Annotated in this window: 25 protein-coding genes; 14 read left to right on the forward strand and 11 right to left on the reverse strand. The window is 45.2% G+C overall.

The genetic code is table 11. The annotated features are described in order from the left end of the window. Positions 1-44 precede the first annotated feature (44 nt). Both ACL934_RS05535 and ACL934_RS05540 read left to right on the forward strand, forming a co-directional pair. Positions 45-1,451 carry a M16 family metallopeptidase gene (locus ACL934_RS05535; protein ID WP_374078603.1) on the forward strand — a complete coding sequence of 469 codons (1,407 nt, stop codon included), beginning with the start codon at positions 45-47 and terminating at the stop codon, positions 1,449-1,451. Between the two features lie 2 nt (positions 1,452-1,453). Next, the gene (locus tag ACL934_RS05540) at positions 1,454-2,872 is read left to right on the forward strand and encodes a M16 family metallopeptidase (protein WP_374078605.1); all 1,419 of its coding nucleotides are present in this window, start codon (positions 1,454-1,456) and stop codon (positions 2,870-2,872) included. A 51-nt stretch (positions 2,873-2,923) separates the two neighbouring features. Here the strand turns inward: ACL934_RS05540 and ACL934_RS05545 are convergent, their stop codons facing one another. Beyond that, the gene (locus ACL934_RS05545) at positions 2,924-3,739 is read right to left on the reverse strand and encodes a hypothetical protein (RefSeq protein WP_374078607.1); all 816 of its coding nucleotides are present in this window, start codon (positions 3,737-3,739) and stop codon (positions 2,924-2,926) included. A 61-nt stretch (positions 3,740-3,800) separates the two neighbouring features. After that, a complete protein-coding gene (locus ACL934_RS05550) occupies positions 3,801-4,520 on the reverse strand; it encodes a hypothetical protein (protein ID WP_374078609.1) in 720 nt (239 codons plus the stop codon). A gap of 78 nt (positions 4,521-4,598) precedes the next feature. Between ACL934_RS05550 and ACL934_RS05555 the strand changes: the two genes are divergently transcribed. Both ACL934_RS05555 and ACL934_RS05560 read left to right on the forward strand, forming a co-directional pair. Beyond that, positions 4,599-5,504: a LysR family transcriptional regulator gene (locus tag ACL934_RS05555; RefSeq protein WP_374078611.1), complete on the forward strand. Its 906-nt coding sequence runs from the start codon at positions 4,599-4,601 to the stop codon at positions 5,502-5,504. Between the two features lie 75 nt (positions 5,505-5,579). Then, positions 5,580-7,481, forward strand: a complete 1,902-nt coding sequence (locus tag ACL934_RS05560) for a methyl-accepting chemotaxis protein (protein WP_374078612.1) — start codon at positions 5,580-5,582, stop codon at positions 7,479-7,481. Here ACL934_RS05560 and ACL934_RS05565 read toward each other — a convergent pair. The 7 genes from ACL934_RS05565 to nrdR form a co-directional block, all read right to left on the reverse strand. After that, positions 7,478-8,326, reverse strand: coding sequence for a pyruvate, water dikinase regulatory protein (locus tag ACL934_RS05565; protein WP_374078614.1), 849 nt, complete (start codon positions 8,324-8,326; stop codon positions 7,478-7,480). The genes ACL934_RS05560 and ACL934_RS05565 overlap by 4 nt on opposite strands. Further along, on the reverse strand, positions 8,326-8,883 hold the full coding sequence (locus ACL934_RS05570; RefSeq protein ID WP_374078615.1) for a GTP cyclohydrolase: 558 nt from the start codon (positions 8,881-8,883) through the stop codon (positions 8,326-8,328). Before ACL934_RS05570 ends, ACL934_RS05565 begins: the two co-directional genes overlap by 1 nt. 123 nt (positions 8,884-9,006) lie before the next feature. Then, the gene (locus tag ACL934_RS05575) at positions 9,007-9,366 is read right to left on the reverse strand and encodes a hypothetical protein (protein WP_374078617.1); all 360 of its coding nucleotides are present in this window, start codon (positions 9,364-9,366) and stop codon (positions 9,007-9,009) included. A gap of 117 nt (positions 9,367-9,483) precedes the next feature. Next, positions 9,484-14,367, reverse strand: coding sequence for a CUB domain-containing protein (locus ACL934_RS05580; protein WP_374078618.1), 4,884 nt, complete (start codon positions 14,365-14,367; stop codon positions 9,484-9,486). A gap of 78 nt (positions 14,368-14,445) precedes the next feature. Beyond that, the gene (locus tag ACL934_RS05585; RefSeq protein ID WP_374078620.1) at positions 14,446-14,898 is read right to left on the reverse strand and encodes a hypothetical protein; all 453 of its coding nucleotides are present in this window, start codon (positions 14,896-14,898) and stop codon (positions 14,446-14,448) included. Then, positions 14,898-15,305 (reverse strand): transcription antitermination factor NusB, encoded by a 408-nt coding sequence (gene nusB, locus ACL934_RS05590; protein ID WP_374078621.1) that lies wholly within the window; start codon positions 15,303-15,305, stop codon positions 14,898-14,900. Before nusB ends, ACL934_RS05585 begins: the two co-directional genes overlap by 1 nt. Continuing rightward, positions 15,244-15,828 carry a transcriptional regulator NrdR gene (gene nrdR / locus ACL934_RS05595; protein ID WP_374078623.1) on the reverse strand — a complete coding sequence of 195 codons (585 nt, stop codon included), beginning with the start codon at positions 15,826-15,828 and terminating at the stop codon, positions 15,244-15,246. The genes nusB and nrdR overlap by 62 nt, the downstream gene beginning before the upstream one ends. Before the next feature lie 149 nt (positions 15,829-15,977). Between nrdR and ACL934_RS05600 the strand changes: the two genes are divergently transcribed. The 4 genes from ACL934_RS05600 to ACL934_RS05615 all read left to right on the forward strand — a co-directional run bounded on the left by ACL934_RS05600 (position 15,978) and on the right by ACL934_RS05615 (position 19,246). Then, positions 15,978-16,598, forward strand: coding sequence for a hypothetical protein (locus ACL934_RS05600; RefSeq protein ID WP_374078625.1), 621 nt, complete (start codon positions 15,978-15,980; stop codon positions 16,596-16,598). Further along, positions 16,595-17,782 (forward strand): RsmB/NOP family class I SAM-dependent RNA methyltransferase, encoded by a 1,188-nt coding sequence (locus tag ACL934_RS05605; protein ID WP_374078627.1) that lies wholly within the window; start codon positions 16,595-16,597, stop codon positions 17,780-17,782. Before ACL934_RS05600 ends, ACL934_RS05605 begins: the two co-directional genes overlap by 4 nt. Positions 17,783-17,857: 75 nt before the next feature. Continuing rightward, complete coding sequence (locus ACL934_RS05610) at positions 17,858-18,406, forward strand: hypothetical protein (protein ID WP_374078629.1); 549 nt, start codon at positions 17,858-17,860, stop codon at positions 18,404-18,406. A 99-nt stretch (positions 18,407-18,505) separates the two neighbouring features. After that, positions 18,506-19,246 (forward strand): hypothetical protein, encoded by a 741-nt coding sequence (locus ACL934_RS05615; RefSeq protein ID WP_413613200.1) that lies wholly within the window; start codon positions 18,506-18,508, stop codon positions 19,244-19,246. Positions 19,247-19,260: 14 nt separating this feature from the next. Here ACL934_RS05615 and ACL934_RS05620 read toward each other — a convergent pair whose 3' ends face one another. Next, complete coding sequence (locus tag ACL934_RS05620) at positions 19,261-20,019, reverse strand: hypothetical protein (RefSeq protein WP_413613201.1); 759 nt, start codon at positions 20,017-20,019, stop codon at positions 19,261-19,263. 83 nt (positions 20,020-20,102) lie between these two features. Between ACL934_RS05620 and lgt the strand changes: the two genes are divergently transcribed. The 5 genes from lgt (at position 20,103) to ACL934_RS05645 (ending at position 23,766) form a co-directional block, all read left to right on the forward strand. Next, entirely contained in the window at positions 20,103-21,161 is a 1,059-nt protein-coding gene (lgt, locus tag ACL934_RS05625) for a prolipoprotein diacylglyceryl transferase (protein WP_374078638.1), read from the forward strand. Positions 21,162-21,508: 347 nt separating this feature from the next. Then, positions 21,509-21,919, forward strand: a complete 411-nt coding sequence (locus ACL934_RS05630; RefSeq protein ID WP_374078640.1) for a hypothetical protein — start codon at positions 21,509-21,511, stop codon at positions 21,917-21,919. Between the two features lie 106 nt (positions 21,920-22,025). Then, a complete protein-coding gene (locus tag ACL934_RS05635) occupies positions 22,026-22,721 on the forward strand; it encodes a DUF6973 domain-containing protein (RefSeq protein WP_374078642.1) in 696 nt (231 codons plus the stop codon). Next, positions 22,709-23,173: a hypothetical protein gene (locus tag ACL934_RS05640; protein WP_374078645.1), complete on the forward strand. Its 465-nt coding sequence runs from the start codon at positions 22,709-22,711 to the stop codon at positions 23,171-23,173. Before ACL934_RS05635 ends, ACL934_RS05640 begins: the two co-directional genes overlap by 13 nt. 167 nt (positions 23,174-23,340) lie before the next feature. Next, positions 23,341-23,766: a hypothetical protein gene (locus ACL934_RS05645; protein ID WP_374078648.1), complete on the forward strand. Its 426-nt coding sequence runs from the start codon at positions 23,341-23,343 to the stop codon at positions 23,764-23,766. Positions 23,767-23,810: 44 nt separating this feature from the next. On the opposite strand, the gene hisS is transcribed toward ACL934_RS05645, so the two are convergent. Then, complete coding sequence (hisS, locus tag ACL934_RS05650; RefSeq protein ID WP_374078650.1) at positions 23,811-25,061, reverse strand: histidine--tRNA ligase; 1,251 nt, start codon at positions 25,059-25,061, stop codon at positions 23,811-23,813. A gap of 129 nt (positions 25,062-25,190) precedes the next feature. Here hisS and ACL934_RS05655 point away from each other — a divergent pair, with 129 nt between their 5' ends. After that, positions 25,191-25,640: a DUF3299 domain-containing protein gene (locus ACL934_RS05655; protein WP_374078652.1), complete on the forward strand. Its 450-nt coding sequence runs from the start codon at positions 25,191-25,193 to the stop codon at positions 25,638-25,640. Positions 25,641-25,648 lie beyond the last annotated feature (8 nt).

The following is a 25,648-nucleotide window of genomic DNA, read 5'->3' on the forward strand; positions in this document are numbered from 1 at the left end:
GTTTCAAACTAGGGTTTATTGCATATTCAACGAAAGAAGCATCTATGAAGAAACGTTTTTCGATTTTGCTTTTGGGGCTTTGTATTTCTGCGAGCGTTCATGCCGTAGAACCCACACCGACTCCACCCAACCAACCTGAAACCAAAGATGTGATCGGCGCCATCAAAGGATGGACAAAACAAAGTGATCTTAAGATTTCTTTGCCTGTCACAAAGTTTGTTTTAGAAAATGGCCTGACAGTGATTCTTTTGGAGGATCACGCCGTACCCATGGTCAGTTATCATACGTGGTATCGCGTTGGGTCTCGTGATGAATATCCGGGTGTGACGGGGGCTGCCCACATGCTTGAGCACATGATGTTTAAGGGTGCTAAGAAGTATGATGGAAAATCTTTCGATCGCATTTTTCACGAAAATGGAATCACGAATAACGCCTTTACGACAAATGACTACACGGGATTCTACGAAAATCTGCCAAGTTCCAAGTTAGAGCTTGTGATGGATATGGAAGTGGATCGCATGAGCTCCTTGCTTATCAGTCCTGATGATCTGAAAAGCGAAAAAGAAGTTGTAAAAGAAGAGCGTCGTTGGCGCGTTGACAACAATCCGATGGGTCTTTTGCGCGAATTGATGATGGGCACGATGTTTAAAGTGAATTCCTACAAGTGGCCGGTCATTGGTTACATGAAGGACATCGAAAACTACGATTCAGAAAAGTTGCGCTTCTTTTATAATACGTTCTATGTTCCGAATAACGCAGTTTTGGTTTTAGTCGGGGACTTTAAAACATCCAGCGTAAAAAGTTTGATCGAAAAATATTACGGACAATTGCCGTCTCGTCCTTTGCCAGAAAGAAAAGTTCAGGTCGAGCCGCCGCAAAAAGTTCAGCAGAATGCGGGTCTTAAAAAAGACGTACAAAACACTTCGTTCGTTGTTGCCTTCCAAAGCCCTCGTCAAGGGGAGCCTGAAATGTATGCGTTGGATTTGGCAGCCAATATCTTAGGATATGGAACTTCAAGCCGTTTGCACAAACGTTTGGTTTATCAAAAACAAATCGCAACGTCTGCTTACGCCTATAACTACGCGATGAAAGATGCCGGCGTTTTGGGTGTCGGCGTGAATATGAAGCCAGGCCTGGGAACACAAGAAGCCTTGGATATCGTCTATAATGAAATCTGGAAATTGCGAAATCAGAAAGTGACCGAGAAAGAGCTGGAAAAAGCAAAAACTCAGGTCATGAAGGATTTGGTCGACAGCTTAAAAACAATGGATGGCAAAGCCCGCGCTTTGGCGGTGAATGAAATTGTCACAGGCACTTATGAAAGTCTTTTCACGGATCTTGAGAAATATCAGGCCGTAACAGCGGACGACATCAAGAAGGTCGCTGATAAATACACTCAGCAAACTCAGCGTTCGATCATCACCCTTGAGCCTAAGGCGAAGAAGGAATAGATATGAAAAGAATTTCACTGGCGTTAGCGCTTCCTTTGATTTGTTCATCTTTTGTTGCCTGCTCAAGTTCTTCAAAAAAAGCGAGCAAGCCTCCTTCTGCGGGATATGTAACCAAGGGCAATGGCTCTTTCAAATTGCAACCGTATAAAGAAGTGACTCTTGAAAACGGCCTTAAAATTATTTTTATTCATGATGCAACATTGCCGCGAGTCAGTCTGACGATGATGCTGAAAACAGGCAGTCTGCAAGAGCCTGCGCAGAAAGCGGGACTCAATGCTCTGACAGCTTATCTTTTGGAGCAAGGAACTCAGTCCCAGGATGCCATGAAGATTGCCGATGAATTCGGTCAACTTGGGTCGGCTATTGATATCACTCCGGGCTCCGATGTGACGACGGTTTACACGGACTCTTTGACAACAGGAGCTGATACATTATTGGATTTGTTTGCCGATGTTTCCATGAATCCGGCCTTTAAGGACGGGGAAATTTCACGCCTTCGTTCGCAAATGCTTGCGGGACTTCAGAAGAAAATCGACAACCCTTCTTCTTATGCAGATGACGAAGCGGATAAGTTTCTTTTCGGTGAACATCCTTATGGACGTGACGTGAATGGAACTCCCGAAGGACTTCGTGGAATTTCTAAGCAAGATATTATCAAACACTATCTGACGTACTACCGCCCTAACAATGCGTCTTTAGCGGTTGTAGGAAGTTTTGATGAAGCGTTTGAAAAACGTGTGCAAGATGTTTTTGCAAAATGGACAAAAAGAACAATTCCAGCAACGAATGTAACGGCACCTCCTGCTGTTGATGCGATGAAGGTGAAATTGATTGTTAAAAAGGGTCTGCAACAGACGCAGATTCGTATCACGCAGTTGGGTATTGCCAGAAATGACGAAGACTATCTTCGTCTTCGCTTAGGCAATGAAGTTTTGGGTGGCAGTTTTGCCAGCCGTCTTAATCAAAAGGTGCGCGATGATCAAGGACTGACATACTCGATTTATTCTTACTTTGATGTGAGAAAAGAGCGCGGCAGTTTTGAAGTTTCCACGTTCACAAAAAATGAGACCGCAGGAAAAACTTTGGAAGAATCTCTGAAGGTGGTCTCTGACTATGTTGCTCAGGGTGCTCAAGAAGCGGAAGTCACAGCTTCGCGCAATCAGTTGATTGGTCAATTCCCTCGTGCCATTGAGACGGCGGACCGGTTGGCTTACAACTTGTTGGCTTTGGATTTTTACGGGATTCCAGTGGATTACCTCACGGATTTCAATAAAAATGTCGGCGCTATTCGTTTGAAGGATTCCAATGCGGCTTTCAAAAAAGCGGTGGACCCGGCGAAGTTTAAAGTTTTGGTTTATGGGGATGAGAAGATCATTCCTCAGTTTGAAAAATACAAACCAGAAGTTGTCAGAGCAAAATAAAGAAATTCAATAGTGGTAAATGAAGAAGCGGAGCCCCTGGGTTCCGCTTTTTTATTGGCTAAAGTTTTGCGCGTCTTGGAGCACTTCGCTGCCCCACATGACCGTCGTACCCGAAGTGATGTATTGCTGAACGAAAGAAGACAAATCACTAGCGCCCTCATTTTGCCAGTACATCACGCAGTTAGAATTGGTTGTGTGGGCACCGTGGGCCGTGTCTTGATGCGAAGTCGCCATGGGAACACCATTGTTCACAAATCCCAAAGCATGCCCCATCTCATGAACTAAAGTACTCTGCTCAACGTATTTCGGAACAGGGCCACTTGGATTGTGTCCTGTGCTTTCTACGACATCTTTGAAAATCGCAATGATTGGGGTTCCACTTAAGCTCACGCCAATCACGCTGCTTGTCGGACCTGAACCGGAATTATAGTAGCCATTGAGAAAATACAAATAGAAGCGCGCTTCTGTGGCAGAGGGTTCTGCCTGCTTGTACTGACTATTGAGATTCAAGATATCAGTGCCAAGCCACGAACTTTTTCCTTGAGAAGGAAGAGCGGTCATTTCATTTAAAGCGCGAGGAACCACAAGAACAGGAAGAGAACTGCGATACTGAAAAATCGCATTGAGATTGTCTTCGAGAATTTGCCAATAATTCATTCCTGAAAGAGTGGTGCCCGTGAAGGGTTCAGCTCCTGGTTCATAATAAACTTCAACAACAATTCTTTGTGTGGATTTAAAATAAAGTGTGGGACTGGAGTGCGGAAAGCTCGTTTGAGAATCTTGTCCGGTGTTGCTGCAATTTTGAAAGAGCAACAAGGTGCTTAGCAGAAAAAAAGAAACGAGGGCTGTTCTCCGTTTTAAAGTCATAATAACTTTTCGGAGAGGGCCCTCGTTTTCTAAAGCAAACGTCTTAAGATGAGACGCTGTCCTATTTTCTTTTCTTACGAGCTCTCAGGAAGATGATAGCTCCCAATGCCGCTAACAACAAAGCGCCACCTAAAAGCATCGCTTTGTTATTGCCTTTGCCTTCGGTGCCGTCGCCTTGGATCATATCAGCCGGCATCGCAGAGCTGATCGGCGCACCCAATGTTTCTGAACCGGGACGAATAGGACCAAGGTCTGGTTTTGCTAAGAGGTTTTTCGAAGCAATAACACGCAAACTCATCACGGCTTTGAAGAAGTCTTGGCTGTATTTTGTGTAGTATTGTTTGTGCGCACTGAACGTCACAAGGATGGCGATCTTGTCTTTGATCGTCGCTAGATAACGCGTGAAATAGTTCGGAACTTCCGATCCTAAGTGAAGAGAGTCCACCCATGTTTGGTCGTTGATTTGCACACTTTTCGACTTATAAACGATTTTAGACTCGGTAACGCCGCCTCCGCGCAAGTTCACAGAGATCGGAGAGTTTAAGTGCGACTCATAGAGGGCGAAAGTATCCGTGGGGCCCACCTCTTTGGCAGTCAGGATGATGATGGCCTCTTTAGACTCTTTGGTTTGTTCACTACGGCAGACCCATTCGGTTTGCTCCAGGTTACATTTCCATGTTTCAGGCATTTCGAATGCAATGTAGGCATTACGAAAGACTTTTGCATGGGCGCTAAAACTGAGTAGAATAACGGCGAGTGATGCGAACAAACGATACTTCATGCAGAGACCTCGTGTTGGTTTTGTGTTTAGTATAATAACAAATTTCCTTCGGATCAAAGCGCAAAGGAGAAAATTCCTGTGAAGAACCTTTATCAGCTGACCACCTTTGTAACCGTCATCAGTGAAGGAAGCATGACAGCTGCGGCAGACAAGCTTTATCTGACTCAGCCCGCGGTTTCCCAGCAAATTCGGAATCTGGAGGAAGATCTAGGGGTGGAGCTCCTGGTGCGCGGTGTACGCCAAATTAAGGCGACTCCCCAAGGCGAAGTCCTCTACGAGTACGCAAAGAAAATTATCAATCTGACACAACAAGCGGAAATCGCGATCAAATCTATTGGTAATCAAATGAAGGGACAGCTTCGAATTGGGACACTCAATTCCTTGGGTCTTCACTTGATGAGTCCTATCGTCGGTCGTCTTATGCGCCACAATCCGGATCTGATGTTGAAGATCGACTACGAACGCGGCGAAGAGTTGATCAAAGGATTTAAAAAAGGGCAGTACGATATTCTGATTCTTCCCGATGTGAAGGTGGAGTTTTCTTCGGAGCTGGAAAACTGTGAGCAAAAATTTTTGGTGAAAGAAGAAATGTGGCTTGTGGGTTCAACGAAAGACGAAAAAATGCCCCAACAAATCACCATCAAGGACATCGGAGCTTTCCCTCTTGTGAACTTTACAGATGAGTTCCCGGGATTCAGTGGTCTTGTCGACAGCAAGATGCAGGCTTTGGGTTTGAAAGTGCCGTCGATTTTTGAATCGGCCAATGTCGGAACTTTAAAGCGCGTGATCGAAGCAGGGTTGGGGTGGGGTTTCCTTCCGGCGCACTCGATTAAAAAACAAGTTCGTTCAGGTCGTTTGAATCGTGTCTATGTCAAAGATCTGCACTACGAAATTGATCTGATGTTCTATTATAAGAAGAACTCCGAGAATAAACCTTTGGTCGAGATTTTCTACCAGACGATGGCCCAGCAAGAAAAGGGCTAAAGGTAAACAAGACCTTAATATCTCATTCCTTCTTCCGAAAAGAATACGAGTCTCTATTTAGAAGAAGGAATGTAAATGAAGAAGTACTACTCAATCCAAGTCAAACTTGCGGTCCCAATTATTCTTATCGCTTTGTTAGTATTGGGAACGATGACTTTTTTGATGGCCAGAAACGGACATGAGACCGCAAAAAAAGCGGCGACAGAAAAGACCGTAGCAACAGCCCGCGCTTACGCGACTGAAATGCGCTTGGAAGTTGAACATGGATTGGATATCGCCCGCAACGTTGCTCACATTCTTGAAGCTTACAAAAAATCCGGCCACACGGGCCGTGAAAATGTCAGCGATGCTCTTCGCGAAATTCTCGTGAAAAATAAATTCTTGATTGGAACTTGGACGGGCTGGGAGCCCAACGCTTGGGATGGCAAAGATGCTGAATTTACCAGCGCAAAAGGCCACGATGCCTCAGGTCGTTTTGTTCCTTACATGAACTGGGAAGGCGGCAAAGCCTCTCTGACTCCGCTCATTGGTTACAACAATCCCGGAGAAGGTGATTACTATCTTGTTCCAAAAAATCGTCAAAAAGAAACAATGGTTGAGCCTTATTTGTATCCCATTGACGGAGTGCAAGTGTTAATGACATCAGCCGTAGTGCCTATCATTATTGAAGGCAAATTTTATGGTGTGGCTGGCGTGGATCTACCTTTGAAGCAGATTCAAAAAGCAGCTTCTTCAGTTAAGCCGTTTGAAACATCAGAGGCGTTCCTGGTGACTGCAAAAGGAAACTACGTTTCTCACCCAGATGAGAAGTTGATCACGAAAGAAGCGCAGTATCCTTTTGAATCTGAAAAATTTAAAGACTCTGTAAAAAAAGGACAAGAGTTTTACACAACAGGCGTCGATCCTAAAGACAACAATGAATATCTTTACGTTGTCACTCCGATGAATGTTGGAGAAACGGAAGAGCCGTGGGCTTTGATCGTTCGTACGCCGACAAGAACAGTTTTGGCTGAAGCCAATTCTATGGTGTGGACACAAGTGATGATCGCTTTCACAGGAATTCTTTTCCTTTTGGCGGCGGTGATTTTAGTTGCACGCTTTATCTCTAAATCCGTAAGTGCTTTGTCGCAAAAATTGCAAACGTCCGGAGACCAAGTGTCTTCGGCTATTCAACAGTTGTCCATTGCGGGTCAGTCTTTATCACAATCATCCAGTGAATCCGCAGCATCGCTAGAAGAAACTGTGGCAGCTCTTGAAGAGATGACGTCCATGGTAAAAATGAACTCTGACAATGCGAAACAAGCAGCGTCTTTGTCGGCGGCCTCTTCTGAAGTTGCCGTGACCGGTGAAAAAGAGATGCAGGAACTTTTGTTCTCGATGAATGAGATTTCTCAATCTTCTAAAAAAATTGAAGAGATCATCAACGTTATTGATGATATCGCTTTCCAAACAAACCTTCTGGCTTTAAATGCATCCGTAGAAGCAGCTCGCGCCGGTGAGCACGGAAAAGGTTTTGCCGTCGTGGCAGAAGCAGTTCGCTCTTTGGCGCAAAGATCTGCTTCCGCAGCCAAAGATATCACGGGTTTGATTAAAGAATCCGTGGATAAGATCGAGCGCGGTACACAGAAGTCAGCGAAGTCTGGCGACATGTTAAAAAATATCGTTCAGTCGGTTAAAAAAGTGTCGGATTTGAATAATGAAATTTCTGTGGCGAGTGAGGAACAATCCACAGGCATCACGCAAATCAGTAAAGCCATGAATCAGTTGGATCAATCCGTGCAATCAAACGCAGCTTCTTCTGAAGAAATTGCGGGAACGGCAGATGAGATCAACACCCAAGCTCAGATTATGAAATCTGTGGTGGATGAACTGAATCTGGTTGTTTACGGCGAGTCGCATCAGTCGGCAACTCCACCGGCACACCTTCCACATCGCGAAGAAAAAGAAGAATCGCACGATCGCTGGAAAGCGGCTTAAAAAATCACACTATCAGGAAGACCTAAGCGGGCGGCGATAATTCTGACGATCTCGCTCGCATTTTCTTCTAATGCACGCTCGGTCACATTGAATACGGGCCAGCGGCGATTCTGTTTAAAGATTTTTTCTGCGTATTCAATTTCCTTCGCTATATGGGCCATGGAAGCGTATTCGCCCCCAGGATCTTGTCCGAATTTTTCAAGTCGGCTTTTGCGAATTCTTTGCAGTGAATCCATATCAATAATCAGACCCACGATACGACGCTGATCAATTTTAAAAAGCTCCTCAGGCAATGGTGTATCCAAAACCATGGGAACATTGGCGACCTTCCAACCTTTATGACTTAAGAAGATGGAAAGAGGCGTTTTACTTGTGCGGGAAATTCCGACAAGAACAATGTCAGCTTTATCAAGCTCTGCGAATGTTTTTCCATCATCATGTTTTACAGTGTATTCAATAGCTTCGATGCGCTTGAAGTAACGTTCGTCGACAGCACGAAGGGCGCCGACATGGGATTCCGAGTGCTCTCCAAAGAAAACATCCAAAGTGCTTAACAGAGGACCTAATAAGTCAAAGTAGGGAATGCCTTTTCCGGCGGCCATTTCGCGGATTTTATTGCGCAGTTGTTGGCTGGCGACGGTGTAGGCAAGCATTCCACGACGTTCAAAACACTCTTCAATCACGGCTTCAGCTTGAGTTTCCGTGCGCACGTTTTTACAGCGAATCATGTTGATGTCTTTGGTTGAATACTGAACCAGGGCCGCACGAATCATTGTCGCTGCGGTTTCCCCCGTACTGTCGGAAAGAATATAAATCGTGTAGGTTTTATTTTCTCCGTCGCTCATCAGTCAGCAAATCCATTGATAAGGGCGCGACGCACATTTTCGATATGTTCTTTCAACCAAAGATCCGCCATTCCAGAAAATAAAATAAAGGCAAAGTCGGGGCTTGCTTTGATCACGAGGCACGTCGTTTTGTTTTCTGGATCCAAGTTCTGCAACTGAAGTTTTTCCAGCATTGCACGTGAATCTGTTTTAAGAACCGACATCAAAGTCATATCAGGAATTTTCACGACCGTTTTGCCGTTGTTTTTCAGAAGTTGCGTAGCACCTTTATGAAAAGACGCTTGGGCTCTCCATTGGCCGTCGTTGTTCTCTAATAAAATTCCCGCATCGAAGAGCATGGCCAAACGAGAGAACACGACAATAGCGCGATCAATATGATCTTCAGGCAAACCTTGCGAAAGACCACGAACTAGAGAGACATCGCGCGAGGCTTCAAAGCTGGCTTGATTGCGTTCAGTCTCTTCCACTTTATTTTCAAAATCATTGTCCAAGAAAGACTCAAAACGTCTTTGCAACTGAGTGAATTTTGAAACTAAAGATTGAGATAATTTTTCCATGTACGTTCCCCCATCTCTATTCTGGAGAGAACCGTCATTTTAATCAAGCGCGAGTACAAAAGAGGACCTGGCATTTCGTCTAGCCAAAAGCAGCGCCGTTCAAGCCGACGCTGCTGCAAGTTTTTAGTAGCAATAGTAAACCCAATAGCGAGTTTGTCCGTATCTATTGGTGGCACTGCAATACACACGATATCCAGGGATAGCTTCGGAATAACAGCTATAACCGCGAGACCAGCAGGAAATACGATAACCGCCGGGACATGTTGTCCAAGCTCTGCAAGTGTACAACTGTGTTTCTGGATTAGAAGGGTCGGGAGTAGAGAGCCTTTCTGCAAAATCCGGCAGAGTCAGGGGTTCTTCACCGGGCAGGACGCTTTGTAAAGTTCCTGGTCCTCCCATCGGAGACTGTTCCGCTTCGGCATGTGCCGTGTTCGTTATTAAACAAAATACGAATGAGGCGAGAAGTAGAGTTATGGTTTTCATAGACCCTCCTGAAACAATTTTAGAAATCAGGAAGAGCAAAGTAAACGCGACTATCGGGACTCGATGGCAAAATACAACGATATGTTGATGAACTATGTCACCTTGGGGTTGGATATTTTAAAGTGTAAACCTACCCAAGGTCATCATCACCGGAATGGCACTTTTGTGAGCCATCCAATTTCCGGCAAAACAGTAAAGATGATCATCCGTCGTCAAAGCACAGAAGTTATTTCCTGAGGCATGCCCTTTCAGAGATTTAAATGTCTTAGAAGGAGCAACAACGGTGTGGGCTTGATCAAAACGTCCTTTTGGCCAGTAGTGAAGTTGCCCCGAAGAAGTCAAAGCCATGATCACTGTGTTTCCCGCTGCGACCTTTTGGTAAGACGTCCCGCTATTTACAACCTGTTGAGTTGTATAAGTTGCATTCGAGTTAAAGTCTCCGACATAACCCCAACATTTAAGAGTTCCGGCAGTGATGGCGCAAACGGAGTTACTTCCAACCGAAATGTCAGAATAGTCCGAAGCGGCATCCACTGTCGTCGGAGTCGAGGAGTTGCTGGTGCCACCATTGGCGAGGCGACCTTTGGTGCCACTTCCCCAGCAGCGAAGTTTATCGCCTAAAGTGATTCCACACAGAGTACTAACGCTGAGGGAAACAGTTTTATACTTAGTTCCTGAATCCATCAATGTTGGATCGGTTTTGGATGTACCTCCGAGTTCTCCAGTTCCTCCATCGTAACCCCAGCACTTTAAGTCATCATTTGTCGTGATGGAACAGAAAGCTCCTCCTTCTGCGAGGAAGGGCTTGTAAGTTGTTGCGGTATCTGTGGCAAGAGGAGTATTGCTGATTGTGGCAGTTCCGCAACCAAGACCTCCTCCTTGCCCCCAGACGTAAAGTTTTCCGGAAGTATCTATTCCCGCGGCACAGTAATATTGCTCACGAATTGTTGTTGCGAAGCTGATAGATGGAGCCACGTTCACGAAAGGACCTGGGGTGGTTGTTGTTCCATCTCCCACAGCACCAAATCCGTTAGAACCTGCACACTTCATATTGCCAGTTGCATTGATCACACATCCTCCGCTTTCAGAGAGAGCAACGGAGCCTCCAGCGTGGCTGGCTCCCTGAGCGATGACATTGGCAACGTTTCTATATACTGACGAACCGGCATAAGTTCCTGCACAAAGAACAGTGCCGTCTGTTCGGATTCCGCACATGTTGACGCTTCCCACACTATAAGCAGAAAAAGTCGTCGAAGGATCGAAATCAACCATCTCCGGGCCTTGCACCGGATGAAATTGCCTATTGTAGAAATCACCCATGCAATACAGATCGCCATCAGTTCCGATTGCACAACCGCCATAAGGAGAGAATGAAGAGGCTGAGTATTTGACGCCGTCACCAACAAGTGTCGGAACATTTTTTTGATTGGCTTGCTGAAACGTGAAAGTGCCGCGAACTTCACCCCAACATTTGAGGTCGTCAGTGGATGTTATCCCGCAGGTGTAGTCTCCAGCGAGATCAATAAATTTATAAGACGTTCCTGAGTCTACGACATGTCTGGATGTGACCGTGCTAGTTCCGCCATTGCCGACTTGTCCTTTGAAGTTGGATCCCCAACATTTCAAAGTATCCGTAAGAGTGATCCCACAGATGGTCGAACCCGTTTCAACAAATTTATAAGCAGTTCCAGGATCAGTATCTACCGGAGCCGTTTGTGAGGTGGTTGTACCGGAAAGAACTTGTTCATAACCGTTATAGCCCCAACATCTTAGATTTCCACCAAGGGACGTGATTCCGCATCCAGCGGAACCGTTAAAAGAAAGGAAGCTATAGGTGTTGGCGGAATCCACAGTGGCAGGAGTGAGTTGTACGTTTGTATGGCCAAGCCCCAGTTGTCCGGAAGTGTTAGCACCCCAACATTTGATTTTGCCACTTTCTGTAAGGCCGCACGTGGCGGCGCCTCCAGTCCGAATGGAGACGTAGTTCTCACCCGAGTCTATATCCGTGGGGGAATAGACGTTGGTGGTATTGCCGTTCCCGAGTTGACCGTAATAGTTATATCCCCAGCATTTGAGTTTTTTGAGACTTGTAATTGCACAAGTATAGTAGTCACTTACCGAAACGTCCATAAACTGATCTGCCGGAGAGGGTTCCACAACTGTCGTGACGTCATTCGTATTTCCGGTGCCGAGCCCTCCATAGATATTGGAAGTACCCCAGCAACGTAAACGCCCGTTAGACCATATAGCGCAGTTATTGTATTGTGAACCTGAATACTTGACGATCGTTTGATACACCTGATCGTCGTCTTTAATAACGACGGTCTTCTGATAGACATACGAAATATTAGCGGCGGCGCTATCAGTATGAGTTAAAACTATGCGCATTTCGCGGTCTGAATCCGCCAGGGCATTTCCAAAAGTGTTAAAAGTTTTTGAAGCGGTCAAGGAACCTGCAGGAATGGTGATGTAGCCAGGAGCTAGATCGTGATCCACCATATACAACGCGTTTCCTAAAAGGTAATAATACACTCGCACGTCACTAAGTTTGGTTCCACTTAAAGTGACCGTCAGTTGAAGATTGCTGGCTCCTTCTGTGACGGAGAGATTGAATCCCGAGATGTTGACATCCACATTGGAGTCCTTCATCCACGTTGCTGTTGTGGCGTTAGCGTAATCCTGCCAAAGTCCGTTGATAGAACTTTTTCCCACCACACAAAGAGTGACCGATCCATTCGGAAGAGCACTCTGGTTCAGAGTCAGAGAAGTGGCGGCATTTATTTCTGCGGAATATCCTGCGGAGTCAGAGCAGTTTGCGGCACTGCCGAACTTGTATTTGTATGAACCGACATTGGTTCCACTGATATTGACGATAACGGAAGCTTCAATGCTCGAACCGGTCGGAGCACCATTGATAACCGCGATGGGAGGCAATGTCGACAAAACGAAGTTGCGCGAATCAGAATCTTGTTCAACAGAGTTGAGCATCATGCGGGCAGAGAAATTAATTGTCGTTCCGTCGGCAGCACCCGATGTCAGATTCACACTCCATGTTCCCGCATTACAGGAGGTTGCTGTTACCGAAGGTGTAGTGACTTCAATAGTAGCTCCTTGAACATTGCAAGTACCAGAGACAGTGTAGTTGGGACCAATGAAGGCTCCCGCGGCAGGGGATGTGATAGAAATTTGACGATCAAGGGTCCAAGTTCCGGTCGCAGAAGCGGCGACGGTTGCGCCATTCATAAGACGAGCCGTGATGTTGATTGTCGTATTGTTGGGAAGAGCTGATGTATCAAAAGACTTCGCCCAGGTATTGTCATTCAAACAAGCTGTTGTCCCTGAAAAGGTTCCCGAAATTTCTACATTCAGTCCAGGTGCTGAACATGTTCCTGCAAGGTCTAAAGATAAGTTAGGGGCACTCCCTGCTCCAGGAGCATCAATGGTGATTTGAGGAAGAACAAGAGTAATATCGTCATTTTCGCAGGCCGTTTCATTGCCGAAGGCGTCTCTGAATTTAACATATAAGATTTTAGTTCCGTTAGTGGCGTTACTAAAAGTCCACGGCAACTGGCTCGCAAGCGACGTCCATGTTCCTCCGCTCGCACAGGCTGCCGTCTCTGTTAAATAAACGTCTTGAAAAATCGAATCATAATTTAAATTCGCAGTGACCGTGGCGCTGATACTTGAAGATGCACCATTGTTTAAAGAAAGACTTGGTGCGGGACCTCCCGCAGCAACCCAAAGAATGCTAAAGCCGGGTTCAGTCACACTGGAGTCTGATGAGAATTCGATGCGCACGTTATTACTTGTCGTTGTAATAGGGGAAATGCCAGCGGCACCGGAATATCCCAGAACTTGTGTGACTCCATCATACATCGTTAAATAGTCGTAGCCAGACTCTGTATTTGCTGTTTCGAAAGTAAAAGTCGTAGGTCCGGTCAAAGTTAAATTCAAAGTGCAGTTTTCATTGTCAGAGTAATTACCCCCCGTGCCACCACTGTCGACCACGCGGCCAAGACCTGCTGACGATGTGGTGTCCGTACACATCGTGTGAAGCGTGGGATTGAGCCAAAGGATGCTGTCAGTATAACAATCACTTTCTACACCAGCGGAAGTTCTAAAGCGCACACTCACAGAAGCTGTTCCGCCTTGTGACGCGGGATCTAGACTCCAATTAGACACAACAGAGTTCGTACTTTGCCATGTAGGTGCCCCTGTGCAGGTGGCATTGTTGAAAAGACTCATTTCGCTCAACGTGGGGGCAGCAAAGATGTAGAGATTCTCTGTTCCCGAGAGGGTGGTTGCTGTCTGCAATCCGCCAATGAAGATTTTTGGTGCGCCGACATAGGCATCGACTCTCACGGGAGTTGAAAGATTTCCCGCGCGATCCTGGGCTTGTACATAGAGATAGTTGTGACCTTTCTCAATGATCGAAGCGTTCTGGGTGACAGAGAAAAGTTCGGCGATAAAAATATGAACGGGATTATCCGTGATCATATATCTGAATTGACAGTTGTCCGCTGGATCTAAGCAGTTCCAATTAAAGTCCACGGAGTTTGTTGGAATAAGAACATCATTGAGCCCTGCAATCTGGGGAATGACAGTGTCCTTAAGAACATTAGCAGAGTCGAATTCCGAGAGGGTGGCGTCGGCGCTGTTTTGATTGATAGAGAGAGTTGCATTTCCATCTGCGATTGAAGACATGTCATAAGTCGCTGACCAGGTTCCATTCTCAGTGCATGATGTGATTGAAAGATCGACTTCATTTAAAAGAACGCGAAGATCTCCGGAGTCAGGATTGCATTTTCCCGAGACTTGAAAACTGTTTTTGTTGGTGGCGTTGACAATCAAAAAAGGAGTTTTGTCGTTGATGGAAACGACGGGTGACTCGCTTTGTAGCAAGTCTTCAAGGTGAGCAGAAAGACCACAGCCACTATTAAGGAGTGATAAAAATAAGACAACGGCAAAGGTTGAAAGCCAAGACGTTCCAGTGCAAGCCATGGTTGATTTATCGGTTTTTTAGTAGGTGTCCTTAAGTTTCCGTGAGGGAATCTCTGGGATTTGTACTGATTTGAAACATCAGTCTAAAACTACCGTAAAATCTTGGAAATTATGGTGAGTCTGCCACGCCAATTGCAAATTCCCCGTGCTCTGTCCTGGTGGCAAGAACACGCGCAAAGTAGGCTCTTTCAATTTTTGCCAGATCTCAAAAACTTCCGATGTCCACTTTGTGAGATCACCTTGCCAAGGCAAGATCACCACCCACTTGTTGGGAAGAAGTTCTGAAGACGCAATCATCAATGGAGCTGTATCACGATTTTTAAAATTCTTTTTACTCAGCTCGGTTTCTTCCAGAACTGTGTTTAAGAACTCGGGCAGAGTCGCTTGTGTGTGACGGGACGATTTGCAAATTTGAAAATTCAAATACCAATCAAGCTTGGCTGTCCATTGTGACTTTTCCAAGTCAGGCACGATCCACAGGTCAGAGCCGGGATTCAGAGCGCTGGCTTGGGAAAGCACACTCAAAGCCATTAGTGCACCTTGCTGACTTGATCTAGAAGGCCATTCACAAAGCTTGCAGACTCTGTCGTGCCGTATTTTTTCGCGATCTCAACGGCTTCGTTGATGGCGATATTTTCTTTGATTGGTTCTGTGGCGAATTTCATTTCGTAAACGGCGATACGCAAGATGTTGCGATCAATCGTCGCCATGCGCTCCACTTTCCAGTGGGCACTTGAAGCTTGGATCTTAGAGTCCACAGCGGCTTTATTGGATTGAACGCCCGTCACCAAAAGATCGGCGTAGTTGATCACTTCAGGATCAACACTCTGCTCAAAAACATCCAAGAATGTTTGGTAGCTGATCTGAGGTGCGAACTCAGTTTGAAAGAGGATTTGGAGTGCGAGTTCGCGGGCTTGTCGTCTTGCTGTCAGTTTCATTATTTGGCTTCTTTTCGTTTTCTACAAAGTTCATCGCTGTGAGACTTAATTGTGGATTATTTGCATCGACAAAATCAAGCAGTTCAGCGTCTTCAAGAGTCTCCACAAACTCTTGCACGTCTTTGAAGGTGCGATACACACTCGCGAAACGGATGTAAGCCACGTCGTCGAGTTGTTTCAGTTCCGCCATGACTTTTTTGCCGATAAGACGAGACGAAATTTCGCTTTCTCCACGGTTCACAACCCATGAAGAGATTCTCTCAACCACGGCATCAATCTGCGCCAAGCTCACAGGGCGTTTTTGGCAGGCAGCTTGAAGGCCTTTAAGGATTTTCTCTTTGCTGAAAGGTTCACGACGTCCGTCTTTTTTAATAATGAACGGGAAGGCGAGCATGATTGTCTCGACAGTCGAAAAACGAGCTTTGCACTCAAGGCACTCACGACGGCGGCGGATGCTGCCATCTTTCTGCACTCGGGTGTCTAAAACTCTATCGTCTGCATGTCCGCAAAAGGGGCATTTCATAGTCTTTGGTCCCGTCCTAAAAGCTGCCTGGAGATTAGGGATCGGGGCTATCAGAGTCAACGTGTCCAGGTCTAATAACCTTACGCGTCATTAGACTTACATAGCGAGCTAAAAACTGGATAGAATAGGGGACAGAAAATGAGGTGCGTGTGAAGACTTTTCTATCAATGATTTTGCCCTTGCTGATGAGCTCCCTTGCTTTAGCACAAGAGTCACAACCTGTGGTCGGCAGAGACGCGGCCGCTCGTTATTTCCAAAAAAGAGATCCAGCGCAAAACTACAGCAGCGGTCCTTCGGATCACTATCTGGCAATTCAATTCGGTCGCTACATGGGCTCTCAATCTTACGATTGGGGTAAAAACGGTCAGCAAGATGATGTCGGTGGCAACTCTTTGGGAGTCACGTATCGAGTGGGCGAATGGCAAAACTCCATGGATTTGAACTTGCGCATTGATTATGCAGAGTTTGATTTGCCGGGTGAAAATCCTCAAAAACTTTCTTTCATGCCTCTCCTCACATTTCCAGATGCGGGCTCGCGCTTTCCTCTCTATTTCGGCGCAGGTGTCGGACTAGGAGTTTTTTTCAAACAGGCCAGCAGCAAATCGGCGATTTCTTTAGACTACCAATTGGTACTGGGTGCGCGGTTCTTTGATATTTTTGAAAACACTGGATTCTTCATTGAAGCTGGTTTAAAGAACCACATTCATTTGCTCTCTTCCGGGCAATTTAACGGCACCTTCTTATCAGGTGGATTGGTATTTACATTTTGAAGATTCATAAGCATCTCGTAGAAACGATTATTGGCGCCCTTGACGAAGTTTTTGAGCATGGGCAGTACGCAGACAAAGTGATCCAGCGCAATCTCAAAGCGCAAAAACAATGGGGCTCGCGCGACAGAAGATTCTTTGCGGAGTCCGTCTATGAGATCGTTCGTTGGGAACGCCTTCTTAGCTATCTTGCTGATGACAACGATTTTTGGAAAATCTGGGGAGCTTACTGGATTCGGCAAGGGCATGAACTTCCGGATTGGCCCGAGCTTGAAGGTCTTTCCGTTAAGGACGTGACCGCCCGCCAAAAAGACATTCCTTCTTTCGCTGTGGCGCAATCTATTCCTGATTGGATGGCGGCTCGTTTAGAGCAAGAGTTGGGACCGGATTACAAAGACGTGGTTCGCGCTTTGAATCAACCTGCCGAAGTTTTCCTTCGCACCAATGTTTTAAAAACAACTCCGGATGAACTTTTAAAAACACTGACAGAGGCGGGGATCTCCGCGGTGAAAGTGTCTCCGGATTTGCCGCATGCTTTAAAACTCACGGAGCGTAAAAATGTTTTCATCACGGAGCCTTTTAAAAAAGGTCTTTTTGAAGTTCAAGACGCCGCTTCGCAAATGGTCGTGCCGCTTTTAGATGTGCAACCAGGTCATCGCGTGATCGATGCGTGTGCGGGAGCGGGTGGTAAGAGTTTGCACATGGCTTCTTTGATGAAGAACAAGGGGAAGATTATTTCCTTGGATATTCACGAGTGGAAATTGCAAGAGTTGAAAGTGCGCGCGCGCCGTGATGGTGTGGACGTGATTGAAACTCGTTTGATTGATTCCAGCAAAGTGATCAAGCGTTTGTATGAAACGGCGGATCGTGTTTTGCTGGATGTGCCTTGTTCAGGAATGGGCGTTCTTCGTCGCAATCCCGATTCAAAGTGGAAACTCACGAGTGATGAAATCGCGCGCCTTCAGGATCTTCAATATGAAATCCTCACCAGCTATTGTGAAATGACTAAAAAAGGCGGGCAGTTGGTTTACGCCACTTGCAGTCTTCTTCCGAGTGAAAATGAAAAACAGATCGAAAAATTCATGGCTGAACATGGATCGCGCTGGACTTTGCTCAAGCAAATTCACCTTCGTCCAGACAAAGAAGGCTTCGACGGTTTTTACGCGGCTCTTTTAAAACGCAACTAGATGATTCCATCGACGATGGTCTAAATTCTCGTAACGAGACTGAGCTCTTTTCAGTCTCGTACCGATAAAGAATCTGTGAAGAAGTTTTTCGTAATACTAACAATCCTGTTTTCAGCACGAGCTCACGCCGGTCTTCTTTTGGAAGTCGGCGGTACTTATATTTCCGACACGCTCACAACTTCTTCCACAACGACATCGACGAAGTATTTTTATAATGTGGGTGTGGCGTTCAGTTTGAAAAAAAATATTTGGGGCGGGTGGAATTACTCGGGAATTTCTCACACGGATAAAGTGGATGAGACAACGACGTACGCTTCATCGGACACGGGTCCTTATGTGAAGTGGCAGTTCGGGAAGAATGATCTTTATAGTTTAAGTGCTGCTTACAACATCCTCAGCCGTGCCACGTTTTCTGACGGAACAGTGAACGAAAATTGGGAAGGCACAAGCATGTGGTTTCAATTCGGTGTTTCACCCGAAGTGAAATCAGGCCTGCATGTGGGCGCTTCTATTAACTATTACCTTGCAAATTATACCAAGAAGACTGTTTCCAGCGTTGAATCGAACGCTTCCAATTCCAAGTCTTGGATATTCCCGATGTTATCGGTCTCCAAAGAGTGGTGACACAAGGCGCCGCGAAAAAGACTAAAATTCCTCTTTTTTTCATTTGAAACACCCTAGCCCCCTTGATAGAACCCACGGGCAACAAATAAGGGGGTCCTCATGATTCGTTCTCTAGTAGCTATGGCTTTGACTTTGGGAATGGCTTCTTCAGCTTTCGCAATCGATAAAGCTTACTTCGAAATCAAAAAAGTAAAAGTAACTGACGTGACTGAGCAATACGCTCAATCTGATCTTTTCGCTAAACCAGTTCACGGTCTTAACGAAGACTGCAACTCTTCTCAAATGCCTTTGGCGCCAAAATTCACTGGCGACAAAACTTTGGGTTCTGTAAATCCTCTTGATGCAGTTGAATTGATCGTAGATCAAATTATCAACATCGGTAAAAAAATCTTCAACGTCATCAATGCGGGTCGCCCTGTTGTTAACATCAAAATTGACACTGCAAACGCTCTTCCAAAAGGTTTGACTTGCTGGTCTGATCTTTCTGGTTGGAACATGCCACAATCTAAAGTTTACAACGTTCAATACGAAAACGGTTTCGGTATGACAGTTGTAGATTACTCTTACCGTGTTACATACACTGCAGGTGGTTCTGCTGATGGTATCGGTAAATACATCACAAACGCGACTTTCCAACCAGCTAACGTATCTGTAGGTTGGGGCTTCCAATTGGATGCAACGGCTGTGATCCCTTCTGTATTCAACACAGGTTCAAAACGTGATCCTGTAGCGGGAATGCAAATGAACATGGAGTGGAAAGTGACTTCTCCAATGGCTCATGAGCAATCTACTGAGTCTTACTTTGTAAGTGGTGAGAACAAACTAATCCAATTGGATTAGTTCTGACTTCGGAATTAAAAAAAGATTTTGATTCCTGACCTAATCCCTGCGCGATCGGTGACTGTGTCATCCGTCGCCGCAGGGATCTTTGTTTTCTGGCTCTCCTTGTACCAGGCACCGAAAATGCGAACGGCTTTAAAGTCTATGAAAAGCCCTGCTTCGGTGATATTTCCCTCCACATCTCCTAATTCATCCGTGGAAGTGGGAAGGAAATAACGATATTTCCCATCAAGACCAAAATACTTTGTTAAATAAACCTGCAATGACGCCTGTCCAAACTGCTGTGTGAGTTTTCCCGCAGATGCATCTCGTGTGCGTTGACCATAGTGAATTGTGAAAGACGTGTTCTGAATTGAGTTCCCCAAGAGGCGAATGTTCAGCATTCCGGAAAGATCGTTGTAGCTGTCTTGTGTGTTGTTCTCATATTCTGCTGTGACGCCGACAAATTGTGCATAGGCAGAGAGTTCCCCTGCAAATGAGTTGGAAGAGCCGCTGCTATCGGGGTTTTTCACTTCAGTTTTGTAGGAGTTGTAAGTGCCTCCCAAAGAGAACTCAAAAGGCGAGGGTGAGTTTATAGAAAGCCACATATCCATCATGCGATTTCTATTTTTCATTTCGAGCCATTCAGAGAGAGACCATCTTCCGGCCTCGCGATTGGCGGCTCTTTTAGTGAAGTCGATACCGCTTCCCCAGCGACTACCACTTTGAGCCAAGGCTGGAGTCGTTGAAAACGCGATAATGCACAGTAGAAGCAAAGATGAAAACCTAGACATGTCCCTATTTTCTCGCTTTTATGTGGGAAGGTCTAAGAATTCCCATTTTGATATACTGTTAACGTCTCAAAAAAGGATACGTTGTGGTTCATGATTTCGATCCGTTTGCTCTAAGAATTTCCGGTGATTTTGGAATTCGCTGGTATGGACTCTCTTACATGATGGGGTTCATCTGCGCCTATCTCTTGATTACTTGGCTTGCAAGAAGACAAAGAGCAGGACTCACACCACAAATGGTCGGTGACTTTATCACTTACGCGGCGATCGGAACTTTGGTCGGCGGTCGTTTGGGTTACGTGATTTTCTACGGCCCGGATCTTTTCCTTAAATTCAAATCCACCTTCCCTTACTGGGGAGTCCTTGCCGTTAACGAAGGCGGAATGGCGAGCCACGGCGGGATCATCGGTATCGTGTTGGCGTGCCTTCTTTATGCGCGTAAATATTCTGTGAACTCTTTGTATCTTTTGGATCTTGTTGCCGTGACAGGACCGTTGGGTGTGTTCTTTGGCCGTATCGCTAACTTCATCAACGGTGAGCTTGTGGGTCGTCCTTGTGATCCGACTTATCCTTTGGCGGTGAAGTTTCCTCAAGACATTCTTTCATGGCCAAGCCAGGACATGACCAAACTTTCTGAGCTGACTCCCGTCGTAGAAAAAGTGGGTGTGGGTCGTGAACAATGGTTGGAGCTTGTTGATAAATTCCGTTTCGATATCGCTTCTCGTGACCAAGTTTACTCCATCATGAATAAAATCATCGAGTCCATTCAAGAAGGGAATACGGCAGCGAAGGAAGCCATTGCACCTTTGTTGACACCTCGTTATCCGTCTCAACTTTTTGCGGCCTTGGGTGAAGGGCTTTTCTTATTCTTATTCCTTTTCTTGTTGTGGAGACGACCACGTAAACCAGGATTTATTGCGGCCACATTCGTGATTCTCTACGCGATGGTGCGCGTGATGGATGAACACTTCCGTATGCCAGATGCGCACATCGGTTTCCAATGGCTGGGACTGACTCGTGGTCAGTGGCTGAGTATTGCGATGTTTGTTGTCGGCTTGATCTTGATGTTCGTATGGACTCGCGCTAGCTCGCTCAAAATCTCCGGCTGGGGAAAAGGGCAATCCGTTAAACTTTATCGTAAATAGCTTGTAACTACGATACGCGAGGATGGGAGCTAGGGCCTACGGCACTAAAAACTCTCAGACAGTCCTCGCGCTTGAGGGAGCTTTGCTGGCTCCCTTTTTTGTTTTTCTTAGTCTTCTGATTGCTACTGCTGGTCTTTCTTGGCGCTGCGGAACTCGGTTTTTAGTGCCGTAGACCCTAGCTCCCATCCTCGCTAACGAGTTTTTATTATTTCGATTGTCGTCGGCGTCCAAAGGTACGGACTTACTATTGGTAGTGCTGTTGCGTTATGGATAAATACTTGTCACAGGATAAAAACTTCAGAAAACAAAAAGTTGATTAACGTCGTTGGTGGTGCAAGGCTAAATGAATGAGAAAACTTCAGAGCTTATTTTTTCTATTCTTGTGGTGTTCGGCGCTCGTTATTTTACCAAGTTGCTCGAGTTTGGATTCGAAAACAGATCGAAGGATTTTTGATCGAATTAAGACCTTTCAACAACCGCAGGAGTTCCAAAGCCCACTGGAAGGTGCTCAGAAGCTTTATTCCATTCTACAAAGAAAAGATCTTTCAGGAAATGACCGAAAATATATATCTGCGCAGCTAAAAGAAGTTCTTCAAGATCAAGAGGCCATTATTAAAGAACTAGCCACGACCGGTCAGCTTGAGTTGCAACCGGGGCATTCATATGAATTTAATATTGAGTCTTTTTGTGTGGATGCAGGTTTGCAGCAGCCAAGCATTGGAGACGGAATGTATTTAGCTGAAATGCCAAGAGACTAGATTTAGTAAGTCAGTTTTCAATGAAGGACTTAAACAAGTTATAGAAGAGAATTTACCTGAAGAGGTAATTGAGGCACGTGAACGCTATACGAGCTTCAAAAACTTATTGAGGGAGGCTGATGTCAGTTATCAAGAACTTGAAGATCAACTTTCTCCTCCGTCTGATCGAAAAGAGCCAAATCCAGTTGGATGGGTTGAGACTTCTGAAGGATATTATATACAAATGACATCACGAGGCTATAAAGAGACCAATGTAAAAATTTATGCTCCTGAAAATATGAAAGCGGGAGTTCGTTTCAAACCTCACTCCCATCTGGCGGCTCCCCAAAAGGGACAAATGGTCGCACTTTCAAAAGCTGTTATAGACAGATATCTTAAGAGCTATGCGGATAAAGGTGCTTATTATTTAACTGGCGTGAAACTCAACGAAAAAGAGAAAGAATTGGTGACAAAATATCCCGTAGATGCTGGGAAGGTTGCCTATTTAACTGCTCTTGCTGGTTATGTGACGAGGAAGAACTTTCCTGAGGACGAGCACGTCAACAATAAGGCAGATGCCTTCAGGCATTATTATTGGGCGGGCATGGTCGGAAAAGAGTTGGGAGAAGAGAAAGGAAGAAAATTTTTAGATGCTCATGAAGGTTCACCTGAAAACCCAACTAATGAGAAAAGAATGGATTTATTTAATAACAATGAAGGCCTCAAATTTAGTAAAAGTTATCAGGGGAAAAATTTTGAAAAGGATCTAGAGCAATCTGGATTGGAAAAAATTAAAAATCGAGAGTTAAAATGGCTAAAATAATAAAATATTTTTGGCGCTTTTTAAGTGTGATTACAATCTGCATTTTTTTGTGGTTCAGTATCACGATTGGTTTTACGAATCTTCTCAGATTTCCTTATTACGTTTATGTTCTAAGATGGAGAGACTTTCAGGAGGCAGATTTTCTGGAGCATTATTGGGGAGTAAAGTCATTTGACTCAAAGCTCTGGAAAGCTGGGGTTGATAGGGCTTCGCAAGCAATTGATCTATCATTAAGTAATAAGTTGATAGGCATGAGTCGTAACGAGATCGAAGCACTTCTTGGTCCTCCTGATGGAAGTTATGCACTTTCTGATTCTAATCTGACATATTCGGTTATTGACCAAACGATAAAGACGAATGAGAAGAGCATGGGCACGCGTTGGAGTTTTGTTGTATTTATGAATGAAGGAAGTGCAACAAAGACAAAGTTTTATAAATCATGTTGTGAATAGTGATTTTTAGAAACTTAGGAGATTCCCTTTGTTATCCGGTTTCATAAAGAAACCCTCAGGAAATGACATTTTTTGATAGTTGGACAGTTTTTGCTCAGCCAGATCGGTTTCAATTATTTTGGGCTTGGTCACGTACTTGCATGTGCTTCGGGCCAAGGAGTTTTACGATGAAAAAACTGGTGGTTCTTTTTTCTGTAATGTTTATGGCGAATCCTGTTTTTGCTCTTGATCTTACTCAGCATTCTATTAAGCAAATGATGGCTGAGGGGGATAGCACTCCGTTCATTCTTTGTCTTTCTAAGCAGGGTGAGATTCAGGTGTGGGATGAGAATGCGACCTTTCCTGAGTTTTCTACTCAGGTGTTTTTCGGTAAGGAAGCTAAGTACACTTCAAAATATTCTTGTGAGCCGGCTCATTCAGAGATCAGTTGTGATTTAGAAAAAGGGCGTAAGTTGGTTATAGATTTACGAGGAGCTACTCTGAGTGCGGCTACAAGTGAGTTTCCTGGGCGCCACTATGTTATGAAAGGCCATTTGAAAATGGCTCCTCAAGCAGAGCGCGAAAAGATCACTTGTGTTCTACAGATGATGTAATTGTTCAGTAAATGCTCTCCATGAGAGAGCATCAGCTTTCATTCTTAGATTTTAAAATCAAAAGTCTTCAAAGCTTCGCGAGTGATTTCAGATTGTTCACCATTTGCGAAGTTTTTTACGGTCACCGTTTTATTTGCGACTTCGTTACCACCTAAAATCAAAGCATAGTGTGCTCCAACCTTATTGGCTTTCTGCATTTTCTTTCCCATTTTTCCAGATAGGAAATTTTCTGCTTTCAAGCCGCGTGCACGAATTTCGTGAGCGACTTTAACACTCTCATCTTCACCTTGATCATCAGCGCCAATCACAGCAATCAAAACTTCTTTGGTGATCGCAAGCTCTTTCGGAGTCAAATCAGCCAAACGGTCAATTCCCGCCGCCCAACCAACGCCCGGAGTTTTGGGGCCACCCATAGTTTCAATCAAACCATCGTAGCGTCCACCCGCAAGCACAGTGCCTTGAGCTCCGAGTTTTGATGTCGTGAATTCAAAAACAGTGTGGCAATAGTAATCAAGTCCACGGACAAGGTGATCATTCACTTTGTAAGGGATGCCCAATTTCTCAATACCTTCCAAAACTTTTTTGAAGAAAGTTTGCGACGTTTCGTTCAAATATTGTTCAAGTTTTGGAGCGTTGGCGTTGAGTTTTTTGTCGCCCTCATCTTTGGAGTCCAAAATGCGCAGCGGATTTTTTTCCAAACGCATTTTGCTATCCGCAGACAATTGATCTTGGTGAGCGGTGAAGTATTTCACCAAAGCTTCACGGTAAGCCGCACGACTTTCAGCATCGCCCAGAGTATTGATCTCAAGGGTGCAATCAGAAGAAATTCCGATTTTTTGCAAGATATCCCACGCAAGTGCTATGCACTCCACATCAGCCAGAGGAGAATCATAACCTAAACACTCTGCGCCCAATTGGTAAAATTGACGATATCGTCCTTTTTGTGGTCGTTCATAACGAAACATCGGGCCGGAATAATAAAACTTTAATGGAAGGTTCTGCATCATGCCTTCAGAGATAAATGCACGGGCAACACCCGCAGTTCCTTCAGGTCTTAATGTGAGATTCTCTCCGCCACGATCTGTAAAATCATAAGTCTCTTTATTCACAACATCGGAAGTTTCGCCGAGGGTGCGATGAAAAACGTCAGAAAATTCAAAAATCGGAGTTTCAATTTCACCATAACCGTACAAAAGAGACTTCTCATAGGCTGATTCTTCGACAAAACGGAAAAGAAGACTGTCCTCGGGGAGAAGATCGCGGGTGCCACGAACTCTTTGAATTTTGCTGCTCATATTTAGGCCTCGTTCTCTGACTAGAAATTCCTTTATATCAGAGGGAAGGGCACCGCGCAAAGCTATTGCATTTAAGTTAGGTGGGGTTTTTAATAGAAAAGGCGGCGTATGCCGCAGAACTGGACTGGGATGAAAAAGTGGATCTTAGCGGGAGTGTTTATTTTGGCGGCGGTCACCGGAGTGGTGATCTATCAGACTATGGTCTCTCGCGGCGGAGCTTTATCGGGAGTTGAGGTCGACTGGCGTTTGCTTGGCGAAATGGACTACATTACCGGAAAATCCTCTTCAGAGCTTCAGGCTCTTAATGGTAAACCTGTGAAGATCCCGGGTTTCATGGTTCCACTGGAAGACAATCAGCGAGACGTCGTAGAATTCTTGCTCGTGCCAAGTCCTCAGGCGTGTATTCACGTTCCGCCACCGCCACCGAACCAAATGGTTTATGTGAAGATGAAAAAAGGAACCGATGTGGCCGTGGGGCCCATTTGGGTTTATGGCACTCTTAATTTAGTCACTAAAAAATCCATGTACGGAGATGCGTCGTTTGAGCTCGTCGGTGAGGCTGTAGAACCGTACAAATGATCTGCTAA

Source organism: Bdellovibrio sp. HCB-110 (genome assembly GCF_047323225.1).
Classification (GTDB): domain Bacteria; phylum Bdellovibrionota; class Bdellovibrionia; order Bdellovibrionales; family Bdellovibrionaceae; genus Bdellovibrio.

Coding starts and splice junctions, on each gene's coding strand:
- ACL934_RS05565 (WP_374078614.1), bottom strand. CDS start 8,326: ATGAGCGACGGAGAAAATAAAACCTACACGATTTATATTCTTTCCGAC.
- ACL934_RS05620 (WP_413613201.1), bottom strand. CDS start 20,019: ATGTCTAGGTTTTCATCTTTGCTTCTACTGTGCATTATCGCGTTTTCA.
- nrdR (WP_374078623.1), bottom strand. CDS start 15,828: ATGAAATGCCCCTTTTGCGGACATGCAGACGATAGAGTTTTAGACACC.
- ACL934_RS05575 (WP_374078617.1), bottom strand. CDS start 9,366: ATGAAAACCATAACTCTACTTCTCGCCTCATTCGTATTTTGTTTAATA.
- ACL934_RS05580 (WP_374078618.1), bottom strand. CDS start 14,367: ATGGCTTGCACTGGAACGTCTTGGCTTTCAACCTTTGCCGTTGTCTTA.
- ACL934_RS05630 (WP_374078640.1), top strand. CDS start 21,509: ATGAGAAAACTTCAGAGCTTATTTTTTCTATTCTTGTGGTGTTCGGCG.
- ACL934_RS05645 (WP_374078648.1), top strand. CDS start 23,341: ATGAAAAAACTGGTGGTTCTTTTTTCTGTAATGTTTATGGCGAATCCT.
- ACL934_RS05615 (WP_413613200.1), top strand. CDS start 18,506: ATGATTCGTTCTCTAGTAGCTATGGCTTTGACTTTGGGAATGGCTTCT.
- ACL934_RS05550 (WP_374078609.1), bottom strand. CDS start 4,520: ATGAAGTATCGTTTGTTCGCATCACTCGCCGTTATTCTACTCAGTTTT.
- ACL934_RS05535 (WP_374078603.1), top strand. CDS start 45: ATGAAGAAACGTTTTTCGATTTTGCTTTTGGGGCTTTGTATTTCTGCG.
- nusB (WP_374078621.1), bottom strand. CDS start 15,305: ATGAAACTGACAGCAAGACGACAAGCCCGCGAACTCGCACTCCAAATC.
- ACL934_RS05560 (WP_374078612.1), top strand. CDS start 5,580: ATGAAGAAGTACTACTCAATCCAAGTCAAACTTGCGGTCCCAATTATT.
- hisS (WP_374078650.1), bottom strand. CDS start 25,061: ATGAGCAGCAAAATTCAAAGAGTTCGTGGCACCCGCGATCTTCTCCCC.
- ACL934_RS05545 (WP_374078607.1), bottom strand. CDS start 3,739: ATGACTTTAAAACGGAGAACAGCCCTCGTTTCTTTTTTTCTGCTAAGC.
- ACL934_RS05585 (WP_374078620.1), bottom strand. CDS start 14,898: ATGGCTTTGAGTGTGCTTTCCCAAGCCAGCGCTCTGAATCCCGGCTCT.
- ACL934_RS05655 (WP_374078652.1), top strand. CDS start 25,191: ATGAAAAAGTGGATCTTAGCGGGAGTGTTTATTTTGGCGGCGGTCACC.
- ACL934_RS05570 (WP_374078615.1), bottom strand. CDS start 8,883: ATGGAAAAATTATCTCAATCTTTAGTTTCAAAATTCACTCAGTTGCAA.
- ACL934_RS05640 (WP_374078645.1), top strand. CDS start 22,709: ATGGCTAAAATAATAAAATATTTTTGGCGCTTTTTAAGTGTGATTACA.
- ACL934_RS05540 (WP_374078605.1), top strand. CDS start 1,454: ATGAAAAGAATTTCACTGGCGTTAGCGCTTCCTTTGATTTGTTCATCT.